Source organism: Burkholderia catarinensis (assembly GCF_001883705.2).
Lineage (GTDB): Bacteria > Pseudomonadota > Gammaproteobacteria > Burkholderiales > Burkholderiaceae > Burkholderia > Burkholderia catarinensis.
This window is the reverse complement of sequence record NZ_MDEQ02000010.1, coordinates 51,521-68,676: the sequence shown is the minus strand read 5'-3', so window position 1 is coordinate 68,676 and position 17,156 is coordinate 51,521. Positions and strand designations below refer to the sequence as shown.

Below are 17,156 nucleotides of genomic sequence, written 5' to 3'. Positions count from 1 at the left end.
GGCAACCGGCGTCCGGCGCGGCCCGATCCGTGCCGGGCGCGTTTTTTCCCGACGGCGCATGCGCCGTCTTTGCCTTTTGCGGCGATTTGGAACAACAATGCTGGTACTCGCGCGCATCCGGGCGCTCCGCCTTCCCGACGCATGAACCGTCCCGATCCAGACCAACTCCTCGACAAGCTGCAGCGAGACGAAGAAAAGCAGCGGCGCGGCCAGCTCAAGATCTTCTTCGGCGCATCGGCCGGCGTCGGCAAGACCTATGCGATGCTGCAGGCCGCGCGCCAGCGCCGGCAGGAAGGCGTCGACGTCGTCGTCGGCATCGTCGAGACCCACGGCCGCGGCGAAACCGCCGCGCTGCTCGACGGCCTCGACGTGCTGCCGCTCGCGCGCATCGACTATCGCGGCCGCACGCTCGCCGAATTCGATCTCGACGGCGCGCTCGCCCGCCAGCCGCAACTGATCCTCGTCGACGAACTCGCGCACTCGAACGTGCAGGGCGCGCGCCACCTGAAGCGCTGGCAGGACGTCTACGAACTGCTCGACGCGGGCATCGACGTATATACGACCGTCAACGTCCAGCACCTCGAAAGCCTGAACGACGTGGTCGGCGCGATCACCGGCATCCGCGTGTGGGAGACCGTGCCCGACCGCGTGTTCGACGCGGCCGACGAAGTGACGCTCGTCGACCTGCCGGCCGAGGAGCTGCTCGAGCGGATGCGCGACGGCAAGGTCTATCTCGCGCAACAGGCCGAGCGCGCGGTGCGTAACTTCTTCCGCAAGGGCAACCTGATCGCGCTGCGCGAACTGGCGCTGCGGCGCACGGCCGATCGCGTCGACGCGCAGATGCGCGAATACCGCGCCGATCGTTCGATCCAGCGCATCTGGCAGGCGCGCGAGCGGCTGCTCGTGTGCGTCGGGCCCGGCGCCGAAGCGCCGACGCTCGTGCGCGCGGCCGCGCGGCTCGCCGCGAGCCTGAAGGCCGACTGGATCGCCGTGTATGTGGAGACGCCGCGCCTGCAGCGGCTGCCCGACGCGCAGCGGCAGCGCACGCTCGACGCGCTGAAGCTCGCGGCCGAGCTCGGCGCGGAGACGGCCACGCTCGCCGGCGCCGATGCGGTTGCCGCGCTGATCGGCTATGCGACGGTGCGCAACGTGTCGAAGGTCGTCGCCGGCGGCTCGCAAAAGGCCGGGCTCGTGCGCCGCTTCGCGCGGCCGTTCGGCGAAAAGCTCGCCGAACGCGCGGGCGACGTCGACCTGATGCTGATCCGCGCATCCGCGAGCGACGAGGCGCGCGCCGCGCCGCTCGACCCGCGCGCCCGCGACTGGCGCGATGCGTTCGCGCGGTTCGGCACGCACCGTTCGCCGCCGCGGCACTACGCGTACGCGGCCGCGATCTGCGCGGCGATCACGATCGTCGCAAGCCTCGTGTCCGAGCGGCTCGACCTCACGAACCTCGTGATGCTGTACCTGCTCGGCGTGGTGTTCTCGGCCGTGCGGCTCGGGCGCGGCCCGGGCGTGCTGCAGTCGTTCCTGTCGGTGGCCGCATTCGATTTCTTCTTCGTGCCGCCACGCATGTCGTTCTCGGTCAGCGACACGCAATACCTGCTGACCTTCTTCGGGATGCTGCTGACGTCCCTCGTGATCAGCCACCTGACGTCGACGCTGACGCGCCAGGCGAGCATCGCGCAGCGCCGCGAGCGCCGCACCGGCGCGATCTACGCGATGGCGCGCGAGCTCGGCGCGGCGCTGACGACCGAGCAGATCGTCGAGATCGGCAGCCGTCACGTGGGCGAGGTGTTCCGCGCGCGCGTCGCGTTCCTGCTGCCCGACAGCGCCGACAAGGTGCGGCAGAAGATCGAGGAGCCCGATGCGGCCGTCACGCTGACGGGCGCCGATCTCGACAGCGACGTCGGCCAGTGGGTGTACGACCAGCAGAAGCCGGCCGGTCGCGGCACCGATACGTTGCCTGCGACGGCTGCGCTGTACCTGCCGCTGAAGGCGCCGATGCGCACGCGCGGCGTGCTCGCGGTCGCGTCGCGCGAGCCGCACGAACTCGAGGTGCCCGAGCAGCAGCGGATGCTCGACGCGTTCGCCGCGCAGATCGCGCTCGCGCTCGAGCGCGTGCACTACGTCGAGATCGCGCGCGACGCGCTCGTCAACATGGAGTCCGAGCGGCTGCGCAACTCGCTGCTGTCGGCGATCTCGCACGACCTGCGCACGCCGCTCACGACGATCGTCGGCTTCTCGTCGATGCTCGCGAGCGGGCGCGCGGCCGCGCAGGGCGGCGACGCCGCGGCGGCCGAACGCGTCGCGCAGCGCGAGGGCGAGCTCGTCGACGCGATCCACGACGAGGCGCTGCGGATGACGGGCATCGTCACGAACCTGCTCGACATGGCGCGGCTGCAGGCCGGCAGCCTGCAGCTCAAGCGCCAGTGGTCGCTGCTCGAGGAGACCGTCGGCGCCGCGCTCGCCGCGTGCAAGCGCGTGCTCGCGCGCCATCACGCACGTGTCGCGCTGCCGGCCGACCTGCCGCTGCTGCAGATGGACGCGGTGCTGATGGAGCGCCTGTTTGCCAACCTGTTCGAGAACGCGGCGAAGTACACGCCGCCCGACACGTCGCTCGACATCGGCGCGGAGCGCGTGACCGACGACGGGCTGCCGTTCGTACGCGTGCACGTCGACGATTTCGGCCCGGGCCTGCCGGCCGGCATGGAAACGCGGATCTTCGACAAGTTCACGCGCGGCGAGAAGGAATCGGCGACGCCGGGCATCGGGCTCGGCCTCGCGATCTGCCGCGCGATCGTCGAGGCGCACGGCGGTAAAATCGGTGCGCTCAACCGCACCGCGCCCGACGGCCGCGTGACGGGCGCGCGCTTCTGGTTCACGCTGCCGGTCGAGACGCCGCCGGCCCCGCCCGCCGTGCCCGACGACGAATCCGACGTGCCGGGCGCATCGTCCCCATCCGAGTCATTGCCAGACCATGAGTGAACCCAGCCTGACCGTCGTCCTGATCGAGGACGAAAAGCAGATTCGCCGTTTCGTGCGCGCCGCGCTCGAAGAGGAGGACATCGCGGTGTACGAGGCCGAGACAGGCAAGCAGGGGCTGATCGACGCGGCGACGCGCAAGCCCGATCTCGTGATCGTCGACCTCGGCCTGCCCGACACCGACGGCCTCGACGTGATCCGCGAGCTGCGCGGCTGGTCCGAGGTGCCGGTGATCGTGCTGTCCGCACGCACGCAGGAGGAAGAGAAGGTCGCGGCGCTCGACGCGGGCGCCGACGATTACCTGACCAAGCCGTTCGGCGTGTCCGAGCTGCGCGCGCGGATCCGCGCACAGCTGCGCCGCCGCAACCAGGGCGGCGCGAACGAGTCGCCGAAGGTGAGCTTCGGCACCGTGACCGTCGATCTCGCACTGCGCCAGGTGTGGCGCGACAACGAGATCGTGCACCTGACGCCGCTCGAATACCGGCTGCTCGCGACGCTCGTGCGGCACGCGGGGCGCGTGCTCACGCACCGTCAGCTGCTGCGCGACGTGTGGGGGCCGTCGCACGTCGAGAGCCATCACTACCTGCGCATCTACATGGCGCACCTGCGCCAGAAGCTCGAGTTCGACCCGGCGCAGCCCGAGTACATCGTCACCGAGACGGGTGTCGGCTACCGGCTCGTCGGCGCCGCGTGACGGGCAGCGCCCGGCGACGGCACGTGTGGGCACGGCGCCGCGCCCGCAGGGTTGCGCCGGCGCGACAGTCTCGCGGCCGGTGCCGGCGTTGCACACCGGCCGAACATTCCCCGTTATCCTGACCGTTCCGCGAACGAAAACGAGGAGCGTGCAATGTCTGTCCGTCCGGTCGTTATCTGTGCGCTGGCGCTTGCTGCGCCCGGCGCGTTCGCCCAACCGCTGCCGCCGGGGCAACAACCGCCCGCCCAGGTGGCGCTGGCCAATCCCGCGTCGGTCAACTGCGAGAAGCTCGGCGGCCGCCATATGATCCGCAACCTGTCGAGCGGGCAGGTCGGGATGTGCGTGTTCAAGGACGGCCGCACGTGCGAGGAATGGGCGCTGTACCGCGACGACCGCTGCGTCGGCGGCGTCGCGCCGAAGCGCGTGTCGAACTGATCGGGCCCGGCCGATCGAGCCCCGGATCGGCCCCGGCCGTGCGCCGCGCGTCCGTAAGCATCTTGTTATACTCGGCGCCGCCCGGGGACGACCCCGGGTCATTCGCTTCAACGGGGACGGCCCCATCCGATACGGAGTACGTCGAGATGGCGTGGGTATTGTTGTTGATCGCCGGTTTGCTGGAAGTGGCCTGGGCGGCCGGCATGAAATCGTCGGACGGCTTCACGAGACTCGGTCCGTCGGTGTTTACGATCGTGACGGCGCTCGCCAGCTTCGGGCTGCTCGCGGTCGCGATGCGCCAGTTGCCGCTCGGCACCGCGTACGCGGTGTGGACGGGCATCGGCGCGGTCGGCGCGTTCGTGTTCGGCATCGTGATGATGGGCGAGGCGCTCACCGTCGCGCGCGTCGCGAGCGCTGCGCTGATCGTCGCGGGGCTGATCGGCCTCAAGCTGTCGTCGGCCGCCTGACGCCGGCCCCCGGGCGCGTGCGGGGGGCCGCACTGCGGAATTGCCCGGCCGCCCGGATAGCCTGTCTATAATGGAACGCATTCGGGCCTGAATGCCGTTGTGCCTCTCGCGGCACGCGGCGCCGGTTGCCACGCGCCGCGCGGCCGATCTGTCCGACCCGATCCGATCAATCGGCAAAGCGCACGGAAAGTGCAAGGAGAGGGCCATGATCGAAGCCATTTCGCTCGGCGCGGGGCTCGCGTGGGCGAGCGGGCTGCGCCTGTACCTGACGGTACTGATCGCCGGCGTGCTGGCGCGGTTCGGCTGGCTCCATCTGCCCGACACGCTTGCCGTCCTGATGTCGCCGTGGGTCATCGGCGCCGCCGCCGTGCTCGCCGTCACCGAATTCCTTGCCGACAAGATCCCCGCGTTCGACTCGCTGTGGGATGCCGTGCATACCTTCATCCGCATCCCGGCCGGCGCCGTGCTCGCCGCCGGCGCGCTCGGCCATGCCGATCCGACCATGCTGGCGGTCGCGGGGCTCGCCGGCGGCTCGCTTGCCGGCGCCGCGCACGTGGCAAAGGCCGGCACGCGCGCGCTGATCAACCTGTCTCCCGAACCGATTTCGAACTGGGTCGCGTCGTCGACCGAGGATGGCCTCGTGGTCGGCGGGCTCGTGCTCGCGTTCTTCGTTCCGCTTGCGTTCCTCGTGCTGCTCGCCGCCTTCATCGCGGCTTCGGCATGGGCGCTCCCGCGCCTGTGGCGCGGCGTGTCGGGCGGGTTTCGCGGGATGGCGAACCACATGGTGTCGCGGCTCAACTCGATCGGGGGGAAGCACGATTGAAGGGGCCGCAACACGCGGCGCAGCCGCCGGCCGGGCAACCCGGCCATGACATGCCCGCGCATGCCGGCCGCTTCGGCCTGCGCGACCTGATCCGCCAGGCCGCAAGGATGACCGCGCGCGACTGGCGCGCGGGCGAGTTGACGCTGCTCGTCCTCGCGCTGGTGCTCGCGGTCGCGGCGCTGACGAGTGTCGGCTTTCTCGCCGACCGGCTGCGCCAGGGGCTCGAGCGCGACGCGCGCCAGATGCTCGGCGCCGATTTCGTCGTGCGCGCGGATCACCCTGTCGATCCGTCGTTCGACCGGCAGGCCCGCGCGCTCGGCCTGCGTACCGCGACGACCGCCATTTTCCCGAGCATGATCGCGTCCGCCGCGTCCGGGCAGGCGGCCGACGCGGCGCCTTCGCGCCTCGCGGCCGTGAAGGCCGTGTCGCCCGGGTATCCGCTGCGCGGCGCGGTCGAGATCCTGCCGGCGGGCGCCGCCGCCGCGCAGAAGGCGGCCGCCATTCCCGCGCCCGGCACCGTGTGGGCCGATCCCGCGCTGCTCGACGCGCTGCACCTGAAGGCGGGCGATACGGTGCGTGTCGGGCTGCGCACGTTCACGGTTGCCGCGTCGATCTCCCGCGAACTCGATCGCGGTTTTTCGTTCGTCAATTTTTCGCCACGGCTGATGATGCGCGCGGACGAACTCGCCGCGACGGGGCTCACGGGCTACGGCAGCCGGGTGACGTACCGGCTGCTGGTCGCCGGCGACCAGCAGGCCGTCGAGCGCTTCGAAGCCTTTGCGCACGAGCGCGTCGACGGCGGCAAACTGCGCGGCGTCGGGCTCGAGTCGTTGCAGGAAGGCCAGCCGCAGGTGCGGCAGACGCTGGATCGCGCGCGCCATTTCCTGACGCTCGTCGCGCTGCTGACCGCGCTGCTCGCGGCGGTCGCGATCGCGATGGCCGCGCAGCGCTACATGCGGCGCCATCTCGACGGCTGCGCGACGATGCGCTGCCTCGGCGTGAGCCGCCGCACGCTCGGCGCGCTGTTCGCGCTCGAATTCGCCGGCCTCGGGATCGTGTCCGGCGCCGTGGGCGCGGTGCTCGGCTATGGCGGCCACTGGGCGTTGCTGGCCGCGCTCGGCGGCCTGATCGACGTCGTGCTGCCGCCGCCCACGCTATGGCCGGCGCTGATCGGCGTGGGCGCCGCACTCGTGTTGCTGCTCGGCTTCGCGCTGCCGCCGCTCGTGCCGCTCACGCGCGTGCCGCCGGTGCGGGTGCTGCGGCGCGAGTGGGGCGATGCGTCGCGCACCGCGTGGGCCGCGTATGCGGTCGGCGTCGTGCTGTTCGCGGGGCTGCTGATCGTGGCCGCCGGCAACCTGAAACTCGGCCTGATCGTCGCGGGTGGCTTCGCCGGTGCGCTGGTCGGTTTCGCGCTGATCGCGCGGCTCGTGTTGTTTGCGGCGGCACGCGCGGTGCGCAACGCACGCGTGGCCGCGGGCGTCGGCTGGCGCTACGCGCTCGCGTCGCTGCACCGGCGCGGCACGGCGAGCGCGCTGCAGATTACAGCGCTCGCGCTCGGCCTGATGTGCCTGCTGCTGATCGCGATCACGCGCAACGACCTCGTCGCGGGCTGGCAGCAGTCGACGCCGCCCGATGCGCCGAACCAGTTCCTGATCGACATCCAGCCCGACCAGCGCGACGACGTCGCGGCCTATCTGGCCGCGCACGGCGTGCGCGATGCGGCGCCCGAGCCGATGGTGCGCGGCCGGCTCGTCGCGATCAACGGCAAGCCGGTGAATCCGGATGCCTACCCGTCCGACGAGGCGCGCCGGCTCGTCGACCGCGAGTTCAACCTGTCTTATACGACCGAGCTGCCGTCCGACAACCGGATCGTCGAAGGCGACTGGTTCGGCACCGCGGCCACGCCGCAGATCTCGATCGAGGCCGGCCTCGCGAAGACGCTGAACGTGAAGCCGGGCGACACGCTGCGCTTCGACGTGACGGGGCTGACGGTCGACGCGCCGATCACGAGCGTGCGCAAGCTCGACTGGGGCTCGTTCCGCGTCAACTTCTTCGTGCTGATGCCGCCGCCGGTGCTGAAGGATTTCCCGGCCGTCTACCTGACGAGCTTCCATTTGCCGGCATCGGACGCCGCACTGCTCGATCCGCTGATCGCGCGCTACCCGAACCTGACCGCGATCGACGTCGCGCCGATCCTCGCGCAGTTGCAGCGGATGATGCTGCAGGTGGTCGGCGCGGTGCAGTTCCTGTTCGTGTTCACGCTCGCGGCCGGCGTGCTCGTGCTGTACACGGCGCTCGCCGGCTCGCGCGACGAGCGGGTGCGCGAGGCCGCGCTGCTGCGCGCGCTCGGCGCGTCGCGCGCGCAGGTCAACGCGGTGCAGCGCGCGGAATTCGTCGTGGTCGGCGCGCTGGCCGGCGCGCTGGCGTCGGCGGGCGCGATCGCGGTCGGCTGGGTGCTCGCGTCGCGCGTGTTCGATTTCCAGCTCGCCGTCGATCCGTGGCTCGTGCCGGCCGGCATCGCGGCCGGCATCGTGTGCGCCGGTGCGGCCGGCTGGCTGAGCCTGCATAATGTGTTGCGGCGCCCCGCGCTGCAGTCGCTGCGCGACGCATGAGCGTCGCCGGCGGCCCCGAAGATCCTGTTTTCCGACTATCCGTATGACCGATGTGAATGACGATGCGCCGTCGCAGCCGACGGCGTTCGAGCTCGTGGGCGGCGAAGCCCGCGTGCGCGAAATGGTGGACCGCTTCTACGACCTGATGGACCTCGAGCCGGAGTTCGCGCAGATTCGCGCGCTGCACCCGGCGTTGCTGGACGGTTCGCGCGACAAGCTGTTCTGGTTCCTGTGCGGCTGGCTCGGCGGCCCCGACCACTACATCGACCGGTTCGGCCATCCGCGGCTGCGCGCGCGGCACCTGCCGTTCCCGATCGCGTCGGTCGAGCGCGACCAGTGGCTGCGCTGCATGGCGTGGGCGATGGACGACATCGGGCTGCCCGAGCCGCTGCGCGAGCGGCTCATGCATTCGTTCTACGATACGGCCGACTGGATGCGTAACCGGCCCGGTTGACCGACCGGTACGCCGCTGCCCGCGAACGGGACGATCTGCGTCTGGGCGCGCGCGCCGCGCGGCGCGACACTGGCCGTTTCCCCCATCGATTACGAGGCTTGCCCGATGACGACACAAGCGCTGTTTCGCGAAGACGCGTACCTCACGCAATGCGATGCGGTCGTGCAGGCCGTCGGCGACGACGGCATCCGGCTCGACCGCACCGTGTTCTATCCGCTCGGCGGCGGCCAGGCCGGCGACACCGGCACGCTGACGCTGCCCGACGGCAGCACGATCGCGATCGCCGATACGCGCAAGGCCAAGTTCGACGGCGCGACGCCCGACGACGCCGTGCATGTGCCCGCACCGGGGCAGGAGGCGCGCGTCGCGACGCTCGCGCCCGGCACGCGCGTGGTCGCGAAGATCGACTGGCTGCGCCGCTACCGGCACATGCGCCTGCATACGGCCGCGCACCTGATGTGCGCGGTGCTGCCGTATGCGGTCGACGGCTGCAGCGTGACGGCCGACTACGTGCGGCTCGATTTCGCGACGTCCGAAGCGATCGACCGCGACGACGTCGAGCGGCGCCTCGCCGGCCTGGTTGTCGGCGCGCATCCGGTCACGACCGAATGGATCACCGACGACGAGATGGCCGAGCGGCCCGAACTCGTGCGCACGATGAGCGTGAAGCCGCCGATGGGCCTCGGCCGCGTGCGGCTGCTGCGCATCGAACAGGTCGACCTGCAGCCGTGCGGCGGCACGCATGTGCGCAACACGTCCGAAATCGGCGGGCTGCGGGTGGCGAAACTGGAAAAGAAGAGCGCGCGCACACGGCGCCTCGTACTGGAGTTTGCATGACGATCGACACCGGGGTGCCAGGCGCGGCGGCACTGGATCCGCACGCGCGGGAGATTCTGGATTTCTGGTTCGGCGAGCCGGGCTCGGCGGAGTTCGGGCAGGCGCGCAAGATCTGGTTCAACGGCGGCGCGGCGTTCGACGACGTGCTGCGCACGCGTTACGGCGCATTGCTCGACGCCGCGTGCGACGGCGCATGCGATCACTGGGTCGGTTCTCCGTCGGGCGCGCTTGCGTTGATCGTCGTGCTCGACCAGTTCTCGCGCAACATCCATCGCGGTACGCCGCGCGCGTTTGCCGCCGATCCGAAGGCGCTTGTGCTCGCGCGCCGCGTCGTCGCGGCCGGCTGGGACGCGCAGTTGCCGAGCGGGCATCACCGCGCGTTCGCGTATCTGCCGTTCGAGCACGACGAGTCGGTCGAAAGCCAGCGCGAGGCCGTGCGCCTGTGCGCGGGCATTCACGACGAGGCAGGGTGCGAGAGCTATCACCGCTTTGCGCTGCTGCACGCGGCCATTGTCGAACGCTTCGGCCGCTTCCCGCACCGGAACGCGATTCTCGGCCGTGCATCGACCGATGAGGAGGCCGGGTTTCTTCGCGAGCCCGGTTCATCGTTCTGACGATCCGGGCAGTGGCGTGACGCGGGGGAGGGGGCGAGCCCGCGGATTCGCGCGGGTGCCGCGGCGGCGGGGGAAACCGGCCGGCGGCGCGCATCCCGTGGAGCTTGCGCACCGCTCAGGCGGCGGTTCTCAACCTTCGCCGGACATGAAGACAGGCAGGACGGCGCGGCGCGCCGTCCTGCATCACTGCAGATGCTGTTCGGGCGTGCGCACGTAGACGCGCAGCAGTTCTTCGTTGTCGCCCGGGCGCGCGCCCGTCCAGAACAGTTTCCATTCGCTGCCGGGCGCCGGATCGACGGCCCGCACGCCCTGGACGATCATCCACGTGCAGCGCGTCGTCTTCGCGTCGTTGATCGGCGTGTGCTGGATGCCGGAGAAGTAGTACAGCATCGGCGCTTCCGATTCGCCGAGCCCGTGCAGGCTCGCCATGCAGTCGCCGTCGTTCCATTCGAGCGCGAGATGCGCGTTCAGGTCGTCGAACACCGAGCGGTAGCTCTTCGCGATGTCGAGCCACGGCAGCAGCAGCGTATAGATGAGCCCCCAGGCGACGAGTGCGCCTGCGCCCCACGACAGCGCGCCGCGCCAGAGGCCCGTCGTGCGCAGCTTCGGCAGCAGCGCCAGCCAGCCGGCCGTCAGCGCGAGCGCACCGATCACGAGCGCGGGCCGGATCGGCATCGTCCAGTCGAGCGGCAGCCAGCGGCCGAGTAGCGCGAGATCCGCGCGCGATGTGGCCGGGTTGGCCATCACCGCCCAGATCGCCCATGCGAGCGCGGCGGCCGTGCCGAACAGGATACGGCTCAGGTAATCCCACGCGAGATGCAGTTGGCGCGGCAGGCGTTCGATCGCCTGCGCGGCGACCAGCGCGAGCGGCGCGAAGAACGGCAGGATGTAGAGCTGGCGCGACGTCGCGGACACTTGCAGCACCACGAGCCCGACGCCGGCGAACAGCACGGGCAGCGCGATGCGCGGCGTGCGCCAGTCGCGCCATGCACCGCGCGCGAGCGCGACGATCGCAAGCGGCGCGACCGGGAAGCCGACGAGCAGGAACGCGCGGAGGATGAAGAAGGGCTTGTCGTTTTCCGCACCCAGTTCGGGGACGGAGAAACCGAAGAAGCGGCCGACGTTGTTATTCCAGAACCACGTCATGAACAGCGTCTCGGAGCGCAGGAACAGCGCGGTCGGCCAGATCAACGCGAACGGCGCGAACACGAGCGCGGCGACGCCGAGCGAGCGCGCGAACGAGCGGGTGCGGCAGGCCGGGTAGAGCACCAGTGTGCCGACGAGCGTGGCCGCGAACACGAGCGGCACGAACAGCCCCTTCGTCATCAGCGCGATGCCGACGCCCGCACCGAAGATCGGCGCGGCCCAGCGGCCCGACGACCGGACCGGCAGCCCGTGCCGCATCTGCTGCGCGCGCGTGACGTGCTGCATCACGAGTTCGAGCAGCCCGCAGAAGCCCATCGCCGTGCCGGCGAACAGCGCGACGTCCGTCATCATGTCGTGCATGTGCTTGATGACGACGAGCGTGCCCGCGCTCAGCACGACGGGACCGATCACGCGCAGGTCGAACCAGGTGTCCGCGCGGCTGGCGACGCGCGCCGCGCGCGCGATGAAGCCGAACGCGAGCGCGGCGAACAGCGCGCTTGCGAGCCGTGCCGCGTCATGCAGCGGCATCACGCGCTGCAGCAGCCATGCGAGGCCGGTCGCGACCCACGCGTAAAGCGGCGGCTTTTCCATGAACGGCAGGCCGGCATTGGTCGGCACGACGAAGTCGCCGGTCTCGAGCATGTGCTGGATGATGCCGAACGTGTAGGTTTCGTCCTGCTTCCACGGATCGTGGCCGAGCACGCCCGGCAGCGTATACGCGCAGACCAGCGCGGCGACGAACAACCACGCGCGCCAGCCGAGCAGGAGCGAGCGTTCGCGAGCGGTGCGGGTTGCAGCGGTCGAGGCCGCGACAGGCGTGCCGGCGGCGTCGGGCGTCGCGGTGAGGTCGGCGGTCGAGCGGGTGTGCTGGGCCGGCGCGGGCACAGACGTGCGTCGCCGGCTGGGCGCTGCGGTTCCGGGCATGGAAAGGATCTCGGGTCGAGTCGAGCGGGTCCGGCGACTTGGGCAGGACCGATAAGGGCCACATCAGGGGGCAAAGGACGGGTGTTTATGACACCTGTCTGAATGTCCGCTAGTAGATCACGGAATTCTTACGGACGTTTACCGAATTTTGCCACGGAATTGTGGAGATTTGTGGTGCCGTGACGACGCTCGTCTCTGGCGCGATTTTTTGATGCGCCGCAGTGCGGGATTACCGGCCGCCGCCGACGTCGAGCAGGGCGCCGGTCGTGTAAGACGCCGCGTCGCCGAGCAGCCAGACGATCGCCTCGGCGATCTCCCGCGCTTCCCCCGCGCGGCCGAGCGGCGTCTGTGCGCCGAGGCGGGCCGCACGGCCCGGCTGGCCGCCGCTCGCGTGGATTTCGGTCTCGATCAGGCCGGGGCGCACCGCGTTGACGCGCACGCCCTGCGGGCCGAGTTCCTTCGCAAGACCGATCGTCAGCGAGTCGACCGCGCCTTTCGAGCCCGCGTAGTCGACGTATTCGTTCGGCGAGCCGAGCCGGGACGCGATCGACGACACGTTGACGATCGCGCCGCCGCGGCCGCCACGGTCGGTGGACAGCCGGCGCGCGGCTTCGCGCGCACACAGGTACGCGCCGAGCACGTTGGTGTCGAACATCCGCCGCAGCCGGTCGGCCGGCATGTCGGCGAGCGGCATCGACGGCGCGACGATGCCTGCGTTGTTGACGAGCGCGTCGAGGCGTCCGAATGCGGCAGTGACGGTGTCGAACATCGCGACGACGTCGGCCTCGTTCGCGACGTCGCCCGCGACGATGCACGCACGGCCGCCCGCATCGCGGACGGCCTGCGCGGTGAATTCGGCCGCTGCCGCATCACGCGCGTAGTTGATGCCGACGTCCCAGCCGCGTTCGGCCGCGAGCACGGCGCTCGCGCGGCCGATGCCACGGCTCGCGCCGGTGATGAGGACGGCCTTGCGGCTGGACGGTGCAGTCATGGCGTGCGGGTTCCGTCGAGGGTTACTTCGCCGCGTCGGGCGCCCACTTGTCGCGGGCGGGCGGCTGGTAGCGACGCAACTGCTCGAGCAGTTCGACGGGTTCCGATTCGACGCACAGCGCGTCGAAATAGGCCGGGCGCATGAAGCCCTCGTCGACCGTATGGCGCAGCAGCGCGATCAGCGGATCGTAGAACGAATCGATGTTGTAGATCGCGACGGGCTTGCGGTGATAGCCGAGCTGCGCCCACGTGTAGACCTCGAAGAGTTCCTCGAGCGTGCCGGCGCCGCCGGGCATCGCGACGAACGCGTCCGCGAGGTCGGACATCATTTTCTTGCGGTGGTGCATGTCGGGCACGACGTGCAGTTCCGACAGCCCCGTATGGCCGACTTCCTTGTCGACCAGCAGTTCGGGGATCACGCCGACCGCACGGCCGCCGGCCGCCATCACTTCGTCGGCGATCACGCCCATCAGGCCGACCCGGCCGCCGCCGTAGACGAGCGTGAGGCCCGCGGCGACGAGCGCGCGGCCGAATGCGCGCGCGGCGTCGGCATAGACGGGCCGCACGCCGGACGACGAGCCGCAGTAAACGCAGACCGCCTTCATTGCTTGGCGTCCTTGGCGGGGGCTTGCCCACTGGCGACCGGGCTGCCGGCGGGGCGCGGCGAACCGTCGCGCGGCGGCAGGTAGTCGGTGAACTGGCGCTTGGGCAGCTTGCCGGAGACCAGATCGTCGAACAACTGGCGCGAACGGCCGCGCAGGTACGGCGCCATCACGGAGATCACGTGCATGCTGACCTGGTGCAATTCCTCGCGGATCGCATCCTGGTCGTTGTACTTGCGCGGATGCATCACGTACTGATACGACAGCCAGTAGGTCGAAATGACGGCCATGTTGGTCGCGATGACTTCGATCTCGGCGGGCGTCGCGACCAGTTCGGCGTCGGACGCGAGCAGTTCGCACATGTCGCGCGCGAAGCGCACCTTGTGGCTGATGATCTGCTTGAAGTGCGTCTCGAGCGTGCGGTTGCGGGCGAGCAGGTCGTTGAGGTCGCGATACAGGAACCGGTAGGTCCACATGAAATCGGCCATGTACTGGAGGTACGACCAGGTTTCGTCGATCGTCGGACGATGATCTTCGGGGAAGCGCAGCCGCCGTTCGATCTGCTGCTCGAACTGCGCGAAGATGCTGTTGATGATGTCGTCCTTGTTGCGGAAATGGTAGTACAGGTTGCCTGGACTGATTTCCATTTCCTCGGCGATCGTCGTGGTCGTGACGTTCGGCTCGCCGATCTCGTTGAAGAGTTTCAACGACAACTCGAGAATCCGTTCGCGGGTGCGGCGGGGAGGTTTCGCTTCCATGTCGTCCGGCCCTGTGTGTGCCGGACTGGCGGGCGCTGCAATCGATGCTGCGTGATTCGTCCGGCGCGGGTTGCTGTTCTATGTCTAGCGGACGATTATAAACCGCGGTTTCGCGACATCGGGGCATTTCGTGATCGCGGTCCCGCGCGGCGCATGGTGCAGCGCCGCACGCGGGCCGCGTGAAAGGCGTCCGCCGGGCTGCCGTCTAGAAGCCGAGCCAGCGTGCGACGACCGGGCCGAGCACGAAGCCCCACGTCGTCACGCATGCGAACAGCGCGACCGTCACGGCCGCGCTGCCGAGGTCCTTCGCGCGCTTGGAGAGTTCGTGGCGCTCGAGCGAGATGCGGTCGATCGCGGCCTCGACGCTCGAGTTCAGCAGCTCGACGATCAGCACGAGCAGCACCGAGCCGATCAGCAGCGCGCGCGACGCGGCCGGCACCGGCGCGAAGGCGCCGATAGGAAGCATCAGCGCGGCGAGCGTGAGCTCCTGGCGAAACGCGCTCTCCTCGCGGATCGCGACGCGAAAGCCGTTCAGCGAATGCTTGAGTGCGTACCATGCGCGCGTGATGCCGCGGTGGCGCTTGTACGGGTTCGGCGGCAGCGGCGTCAGTTGATCGTCGGGGCCGAGCGGTTCGTGCGCGTGCACGTCCGCTTCGGCGTGCGGCTCGTCCTCGTCGAACGGGCGGTGCCGTTGCTGCGGCGCGGCGGGGGGCAGGGTCTTGTCGTTCAGGTCTCGTTTCAAACGGCGGCACCTTCGGCTGGCGAGTACGCGGTCTTCGGCAGCGGCTTCAGATGCGACGCGAACTGCTCGGACGCCGCGCGCCACGAGAAGCGTTCCGCCCAGGCGCGCGCAGTCTCGCGTTCGATTTTCAGCGCCTCGAGGCAGGCTTCCTGCAGGTCCTCGTGCATCGCGCCGGCATCGCCTTCGCCGAGCACGTCGATCGGGCCCGTGACGGGATACGCGGCAACCGGCGTGCCGCAGGCGAGCGCCTCGAGCAGCACGAGGCCGAACGTGTCGGTGCGACTCGGGAACACGAACACGTCGGCCGCAGCATACACCTTCGCGAGCTCGGCCTGTGACAGCACGCCGAGATAGTTCGCTTCCGGATAGCGCGACTTCAGCTCCGCGAGCGCGGGGCCTTCGCCCGCGACCCACTTCGAACCGGGCAGGTCGAGGCGCAGGAATGCTTCGACGTTCTTCTCGATCGCGACGCGGCCCACGTACAGGAAGATCGGCCGCGCGGTATTGAGCACCTTCGATTCCATCGGCCGGAACACGTCGAGATCGACGCCGCGGGTCCACAGCACGACGTTCGTGAAGCCGAATTTCTCGAGGTCCTGCTTGACGACCGGCGTCGGCGCCATCACCGCGAGCGACGGGCCGTGGAACCAGTGCAGGAAGCGGTAGGTCGCGGCCAGCGGGATGCCGAAGCGCGCCTGCACGTATTCCGGAAAGCGCGTGTGATACGCGGTCGTGTACGGCAGCTTGCGCGAGCGCGCGTAGCGTCGCGCGGCGAGGCCGAGCGGGCCTTCGGTCGCGATGTGCAGCGCGTCGGGCGCGAATGCGTCGATCCGCGCGCGCAGCTTGCGGTACGGCAGGATCGACAGGCGGATCTCGGGGTAGGTCGGGCAAGGTACCGTGCGGAATTCCAGCGGCGTCAGCAGTTCGACGCGGTGGCCGAGCGCGACGAGTTCGCGCGACGTGCTCTTCAGCGTGCGCACGACGCCGTTGACCTGCGGTTCCCACGCGTCGGTGACGATCATGATCTTCATCGCGGCTTTGTCCTGTAAGTAGGGTTGTGTCAGGCAGTGGCCTTGGCCTTGCGCGACGTGGTCTCCGACGGCGCGGTGCGCATCACCGTCCAGTAGACGATCTTCAGTTCGCCTTCCATCGTTTCGACGAGCGCGGACAGGCTTTCGACCCAGTCGCCGTCGTTGCAGTACAGCACGCCGTCGATGTCGCGGATCTCCGCCTTGTGGATGTGGCCGCACACGACGCCGTCGCAGCCGCGGCGGCGCGCCTCGTCGGTCATCACGGTCTCGAACTGCGAGATGAAGTTGACCGCGTTCTTGACCTGGTGCTTCAGGTACTGCGACAGCGACCAGTACTGGAAGCCGAGCCGGCTGCGGATCCGGTTGAACCAGCGGTTCAGCACGAGGATCAGCGTGTAGAGCGTGTCGCCGAGGTACGCGAGCCATTTCGCGTGCTGGATCACGCCGTCGAACAGGTCCCCGTGCACGATCCACAAACGTTTGCCCGCGAGCGTCGTGTGGAATGCCTCGCCGCGCACCTGGATGTCGCCGAACGCGAGATCGCAGAACTGCCGCGCGCCCTCGTCGTGGTTGCCGGGGATGTAGACGACCTGCGTGCCCTTGCGTGCCTTGCGCAGGATCTTCTGCACGACGTCGTTGTGCGCCTGCGGCCAGTACCAGCCTTTCTTCAGCTGCCAGCCGTCGATGATGTCGCCGACGAGGTACAGGTATTCCGAATCGTTGTGGCGCAGGAAGTCGAGCAGGTACGGCGCCTGGCAGCCGCTGGAGCCGAGGTGGATGTCGGACAGCCAGATGGTGCGGTAGCGGTGGGTGGACGGGTCGGGGTCATCGTGCTGCGTGACGTGCCCGGCAGGCGGCTCTTGCGACGCCAGGCCGTCGGTTACGGCCGAACCGGACAGGAAGGCTGTGGCGGTGCGGGCGCCGAGGGGGTGACGGAACAGGGAGGTCGCAGACGTTTTCTGACCCATGCATGACTCGCGCCGGTTGACATTACCGGCATTCCGCCATGCGGGCGTGACTGTGCCGTGACAGTCACGAGACGTTC

At 69.7% G+C, this 17,156-nt stretch carries 16 protein-coding genes; 9 read left to right on the top strand and 7 right to left on the bottom strand.

Annotated elements, in window-relative coordinates:
- The first annotated feature begins 141 nt into the window (after window positions 1-141).
- The 9 genes from BFF94_RS17685 to BFF94_RS17645 all read left to right on the top strand — a co-directional run bounded on the left by BFF94_RS17685 (window position 142) and on the right by BFF94_RS17645 (window position 9,918).
- Window positions 142-2,985, top strand: coding sequence for a DUF4118 domain-containing protein (locus BFF94_RS17685; protein WP_219139595.1), 2,844 nt, complete (start codon window positions 142-144; stop codon window positions 2,983-2,985).
- A complete protein-coding gene (kdpE, locus tag BFF94_RS17680) occupies window positions 2,978-3,676 on the top strand; it encodes a two-component system response regulator KdpE (protein ID WP_128843886.1) in 699 nt (232 codons plus the stop codon). The genes BFF94_RS17685 and kdpE overlap by 8 nt, the downstream gene beginning before the upstream one ends.
- Window positions 3,677-3,829: 153 nt before the next feature.
- Window positions 3,830-4,111: a DUF333 domain-containing protein gene (locus tag BFF94_RS17675; RefSeq protein WP_128843885.1), complete on the top strand. Its 282-nt coding sequence runs from the start codon at window positions 3,830-3,832 to the stop codon at window positions 4,109-4,111.
- Between the two features lie 146 nt (window positions 4,112-4,257).
- The gene (gene sugE, locus BFF94_RS17670; protein ID WP_069747437.1) at window positions 4,258-4,578 is read left to right on the top strand and encodes a quaternary ammonium compound efflux SMR transporter SugE; all 321 of its coding nucleotides are present in this window, start codon (window positions 4,258-4,260) and stop codon (window positions 4,576-4,578) included.
- A gap of 205 nt (window positions 4,579-4,783) precedes the next feature.
- Window positions 4,784-5,401, top strand: coding sequence for a DUF4126 domain-containing protein (locus BFF94_RS17665; protein WP_128843884.1), 618 nt, complete (start codon window positions 4,784-4,786; stop codon window positions 5,399-5,401).
- 50 nt (window positions 5,402-5,451) lie between these two features.
- On the top strand, window positions 5,452-8,013 hold the full coding sequence (locus tag BFF94_RS17660; protein ID WP_219139648.1) for an ABC transporter permease: 2,562 nt from the start codon (window positions 5,452-5,454) through the stop codon (window positions 8,011-8,013).
- A gap of 43 nt (window positions 8,014-8,056) precedes the next feature.
- Complete coding sequence (locus BFF94_RS17655; protein WP_219139594.1) at window positions 8,057-8,467, top strand: group II truncated hemoglobin; 411 nt, start codon at window positions 8,057-8,059, stop codon at window positions 8,465-8,467.
- Between the two features lie 105 nt (window positions 8,468-8,572).
- A complete protein-coding gene (locus BFF94_RS17650; protein ID WP_128843534.1) occupies window positions 8,573-9,304 on the top strand; it encodes an alanyl-tRNA editing protein in 732 nt (243 codons plus the stop codon).
- Complete coding sequence (locus tag BFF94_RS17645) at window positions 9,301-9,918, top strand: DUF924 family protein (RefSeq protein WP_128843535.1); 618 nt, start codon at window positions 9,301-9,303, stop codon at window positions 9,916-9,918. Before BFF94_RS17650 ends, BFF94_RS17645 begins: the two co-directional genes overlap by 4 nt.
- Window positions 9,919-10,101: 183 nt before the next feature.
- Here BFF94_RS17645 and BFF94_RS17640 read toward each other — a convergent pair whose 3' ends face one another.
- From BFF94_RS17640 to BFF94_RS17610, 7 genes are all read right to left on the bottom strand, one after another.
- Entirely contained in the window at window positions 10,102-11,988 is a 1,887-nt protein-coding gene (locus BFF94_RS17640; protein ID WP_219139593.1) for an ArnT family glycosyltransferase, read from the bottom strand.
- A 229-nt stretch (window positions 11,989-12,217) separates the two neighbouring features.
- Entirely contained in the window at window positions 12,218-12,979 is a 762-nt protein-coding gene (locus tag BFF94_RS17635) for an SDR family oxidoreductase (protein ID WP_128843536.1), read from the bottom strand.
- A 22-nt stretch (window positions 12,980-13,001) separates the two neighbouring features.
- Complete coding sequence (locus BFF94_RS17630) at window positions 13,002-13,583, bottom strand: LOG family protein (protein WP_219139592.1); 582 nt, start codon at window positions 13,581-13,583, stop codon at window positions 13,002-13,004.
- Window positions 13,580-14,338 carry a TetR/AcrR family transcriptional regulator gene (locus BFF94_RS17625; protein WP_128843537.1) on the bottom strand — a complete coding sequence of 253 codons (759 nt, stop codon included), beginning with the start codon at window positions 14,336-14,338 and terminating at the stop codon, window positions 13,580-13,582. The genes BFF94_RS17630 and BFF94_RS17625 overlap by 4 nt, the downstream gene beginning before the upstream one ends.
- A 205-nt stretch (window positions 14,339-14,543) precedes the next feature.
- Window positions 14,544-15,080: a diacylglycerol kinase gene (locus BFF94_RS17620; RefSeq protein ID WP_128843538.1), complete on the bottom strand. Its 537-nt coding sequence runs from the start codon at window positions 15,078-15,080 to the stop codon at window positions 14,544-14,546.
- Window positions 15,077-16,111 (bottom strand): glycosyltransferase family 4 protein, encoded by a 1,035-nt coding sequence (locus tag BFF94_RS17615; protein WP_128843539.1) that lies wholly within the window; start codon window positions 16,109-16,111, stop codon window positions 15,077-15,079. Before BFF94_RS17615 ends, BFF94_RS17620 begins: the two co-directional genes overlap by 4 nt.
- Before the next feature lie 29 nt (window positions 16,112-16,140).
- On the bottom strand, window positions 16,141-17,079 hold the full coding sequence (locus BFF94_RS17610; RefSeq protein WP_128843540.1) for a UDP-2,3-diacylglucosamine diphosphatase: 939 nt from the start codon (window positions 17,077-17,079) through the stop codon (window positions 16,141-16,143).
- Between the last annotated feature and the right edge of the window lie 77 nt (window positions 17,080-17,156).

Coding starts and splice junctions, on each gene's coding strand:
- BFF94_RS17660 (WP_219139648.1), top strand. CDS start 5,452: ATGCCCGCGCATGCCGGCCGCTTCGGCCTGCGCGACCTGATCCGCCAG.
- BFF94_RS17635 (WP_128843536.1), bottom strand. CDS start 12,979: ATGACTGCACCGTCCAGCCGCAAGGCCGTCCTCATCACCGGCGCGAGC.
- BFF94_RS17665 (WP_128843884.1), top strand. CDS start 4,784: ATGATCGAAGCCATTTCGCTCGGCGCGGGGCTCGCGTGGGCGAGCGGG.
- kdpE (WP_128843886.1), top strand. CDS start 2,978: ATGAGTGAACCCAGCCTGACCGTCGTCCTGATCGAGGACGAAAAGCAG.
- BFF94_RS17610 (WP_128843540.1), bottom strand. CDS start 17,079: ATGGGTCAGAAAACGTCTGCGACCTCCCTGTTCCGTCACCCCCTCGGC.
- BFF94_RS17685 (WP_219139595.1), top strand. CDS start 142: ATGAACCGTCCCGATCCAGACCAACTCCTCGACAAGCTGCAGCGAGAC.
- BFF94_RS17645 (WP_128843535.1), top strand. CDS start 9,301: ATGACGATCGACACCGGGGTGCCAGGCGCGGCGGCACTGGATCCGCAC.
- BFF94_RS17615 (WP_128843539.1), bottom strand. CDS start 16,111: ATGAAGATCATGATCGTCACCGACGCGTGGGAACCGCAGGTCAACGGC.
- BFF94_RS17625 (WP_128843537.1), bottom strand. CDS start 14,338: ATGGAAGCGAAACCTCCCCGCCGCACCCGCGAACGGATTCTCGAGTTG.
- BFF94_RS17630 (WP_219139592.1), bottom strand. CDS start 13,583: ATGAAGGCGGTCTGCGTTTACTGCGGCTCGTCGTCCGGCGTGCGGCCC.
- BFF94_RS17640 (WP_219139593.1), bottom strand. CDS start 11,988: ATGCCCGGAACCGCAGCGCCCAGCCGGCGACGCACGTCTGTGCCCGCG.
- sugE (WP_069747437.1), top strand. CDS start 4,258: ATGGCGTGGGTATTGTTGTTGATCGCCGGTTTGCTGGAAGTGGCCTGG.
- BFF94_RS17675 (WP_128843885.1), top strand. CDS start 3,830: ATGTCTGTCCGTCCGGTCGTTATCTGTGCGCTGGCGCTTGCTGCGCCC.
- BFF94_RS17650 (WP_128843534.1), top strand. CDS start 8,573: ATGACGACACAAGCGCTGTTTCGCGAAGACGCGTACCTCACGCAATGC.
- BFF94_RS17655 (WP_219139594.1), top strand. CDS start 8,057: ATGACCGATGTGAATGACGATGCGCCGTCGCAGCCGACGGCGTTCGAG.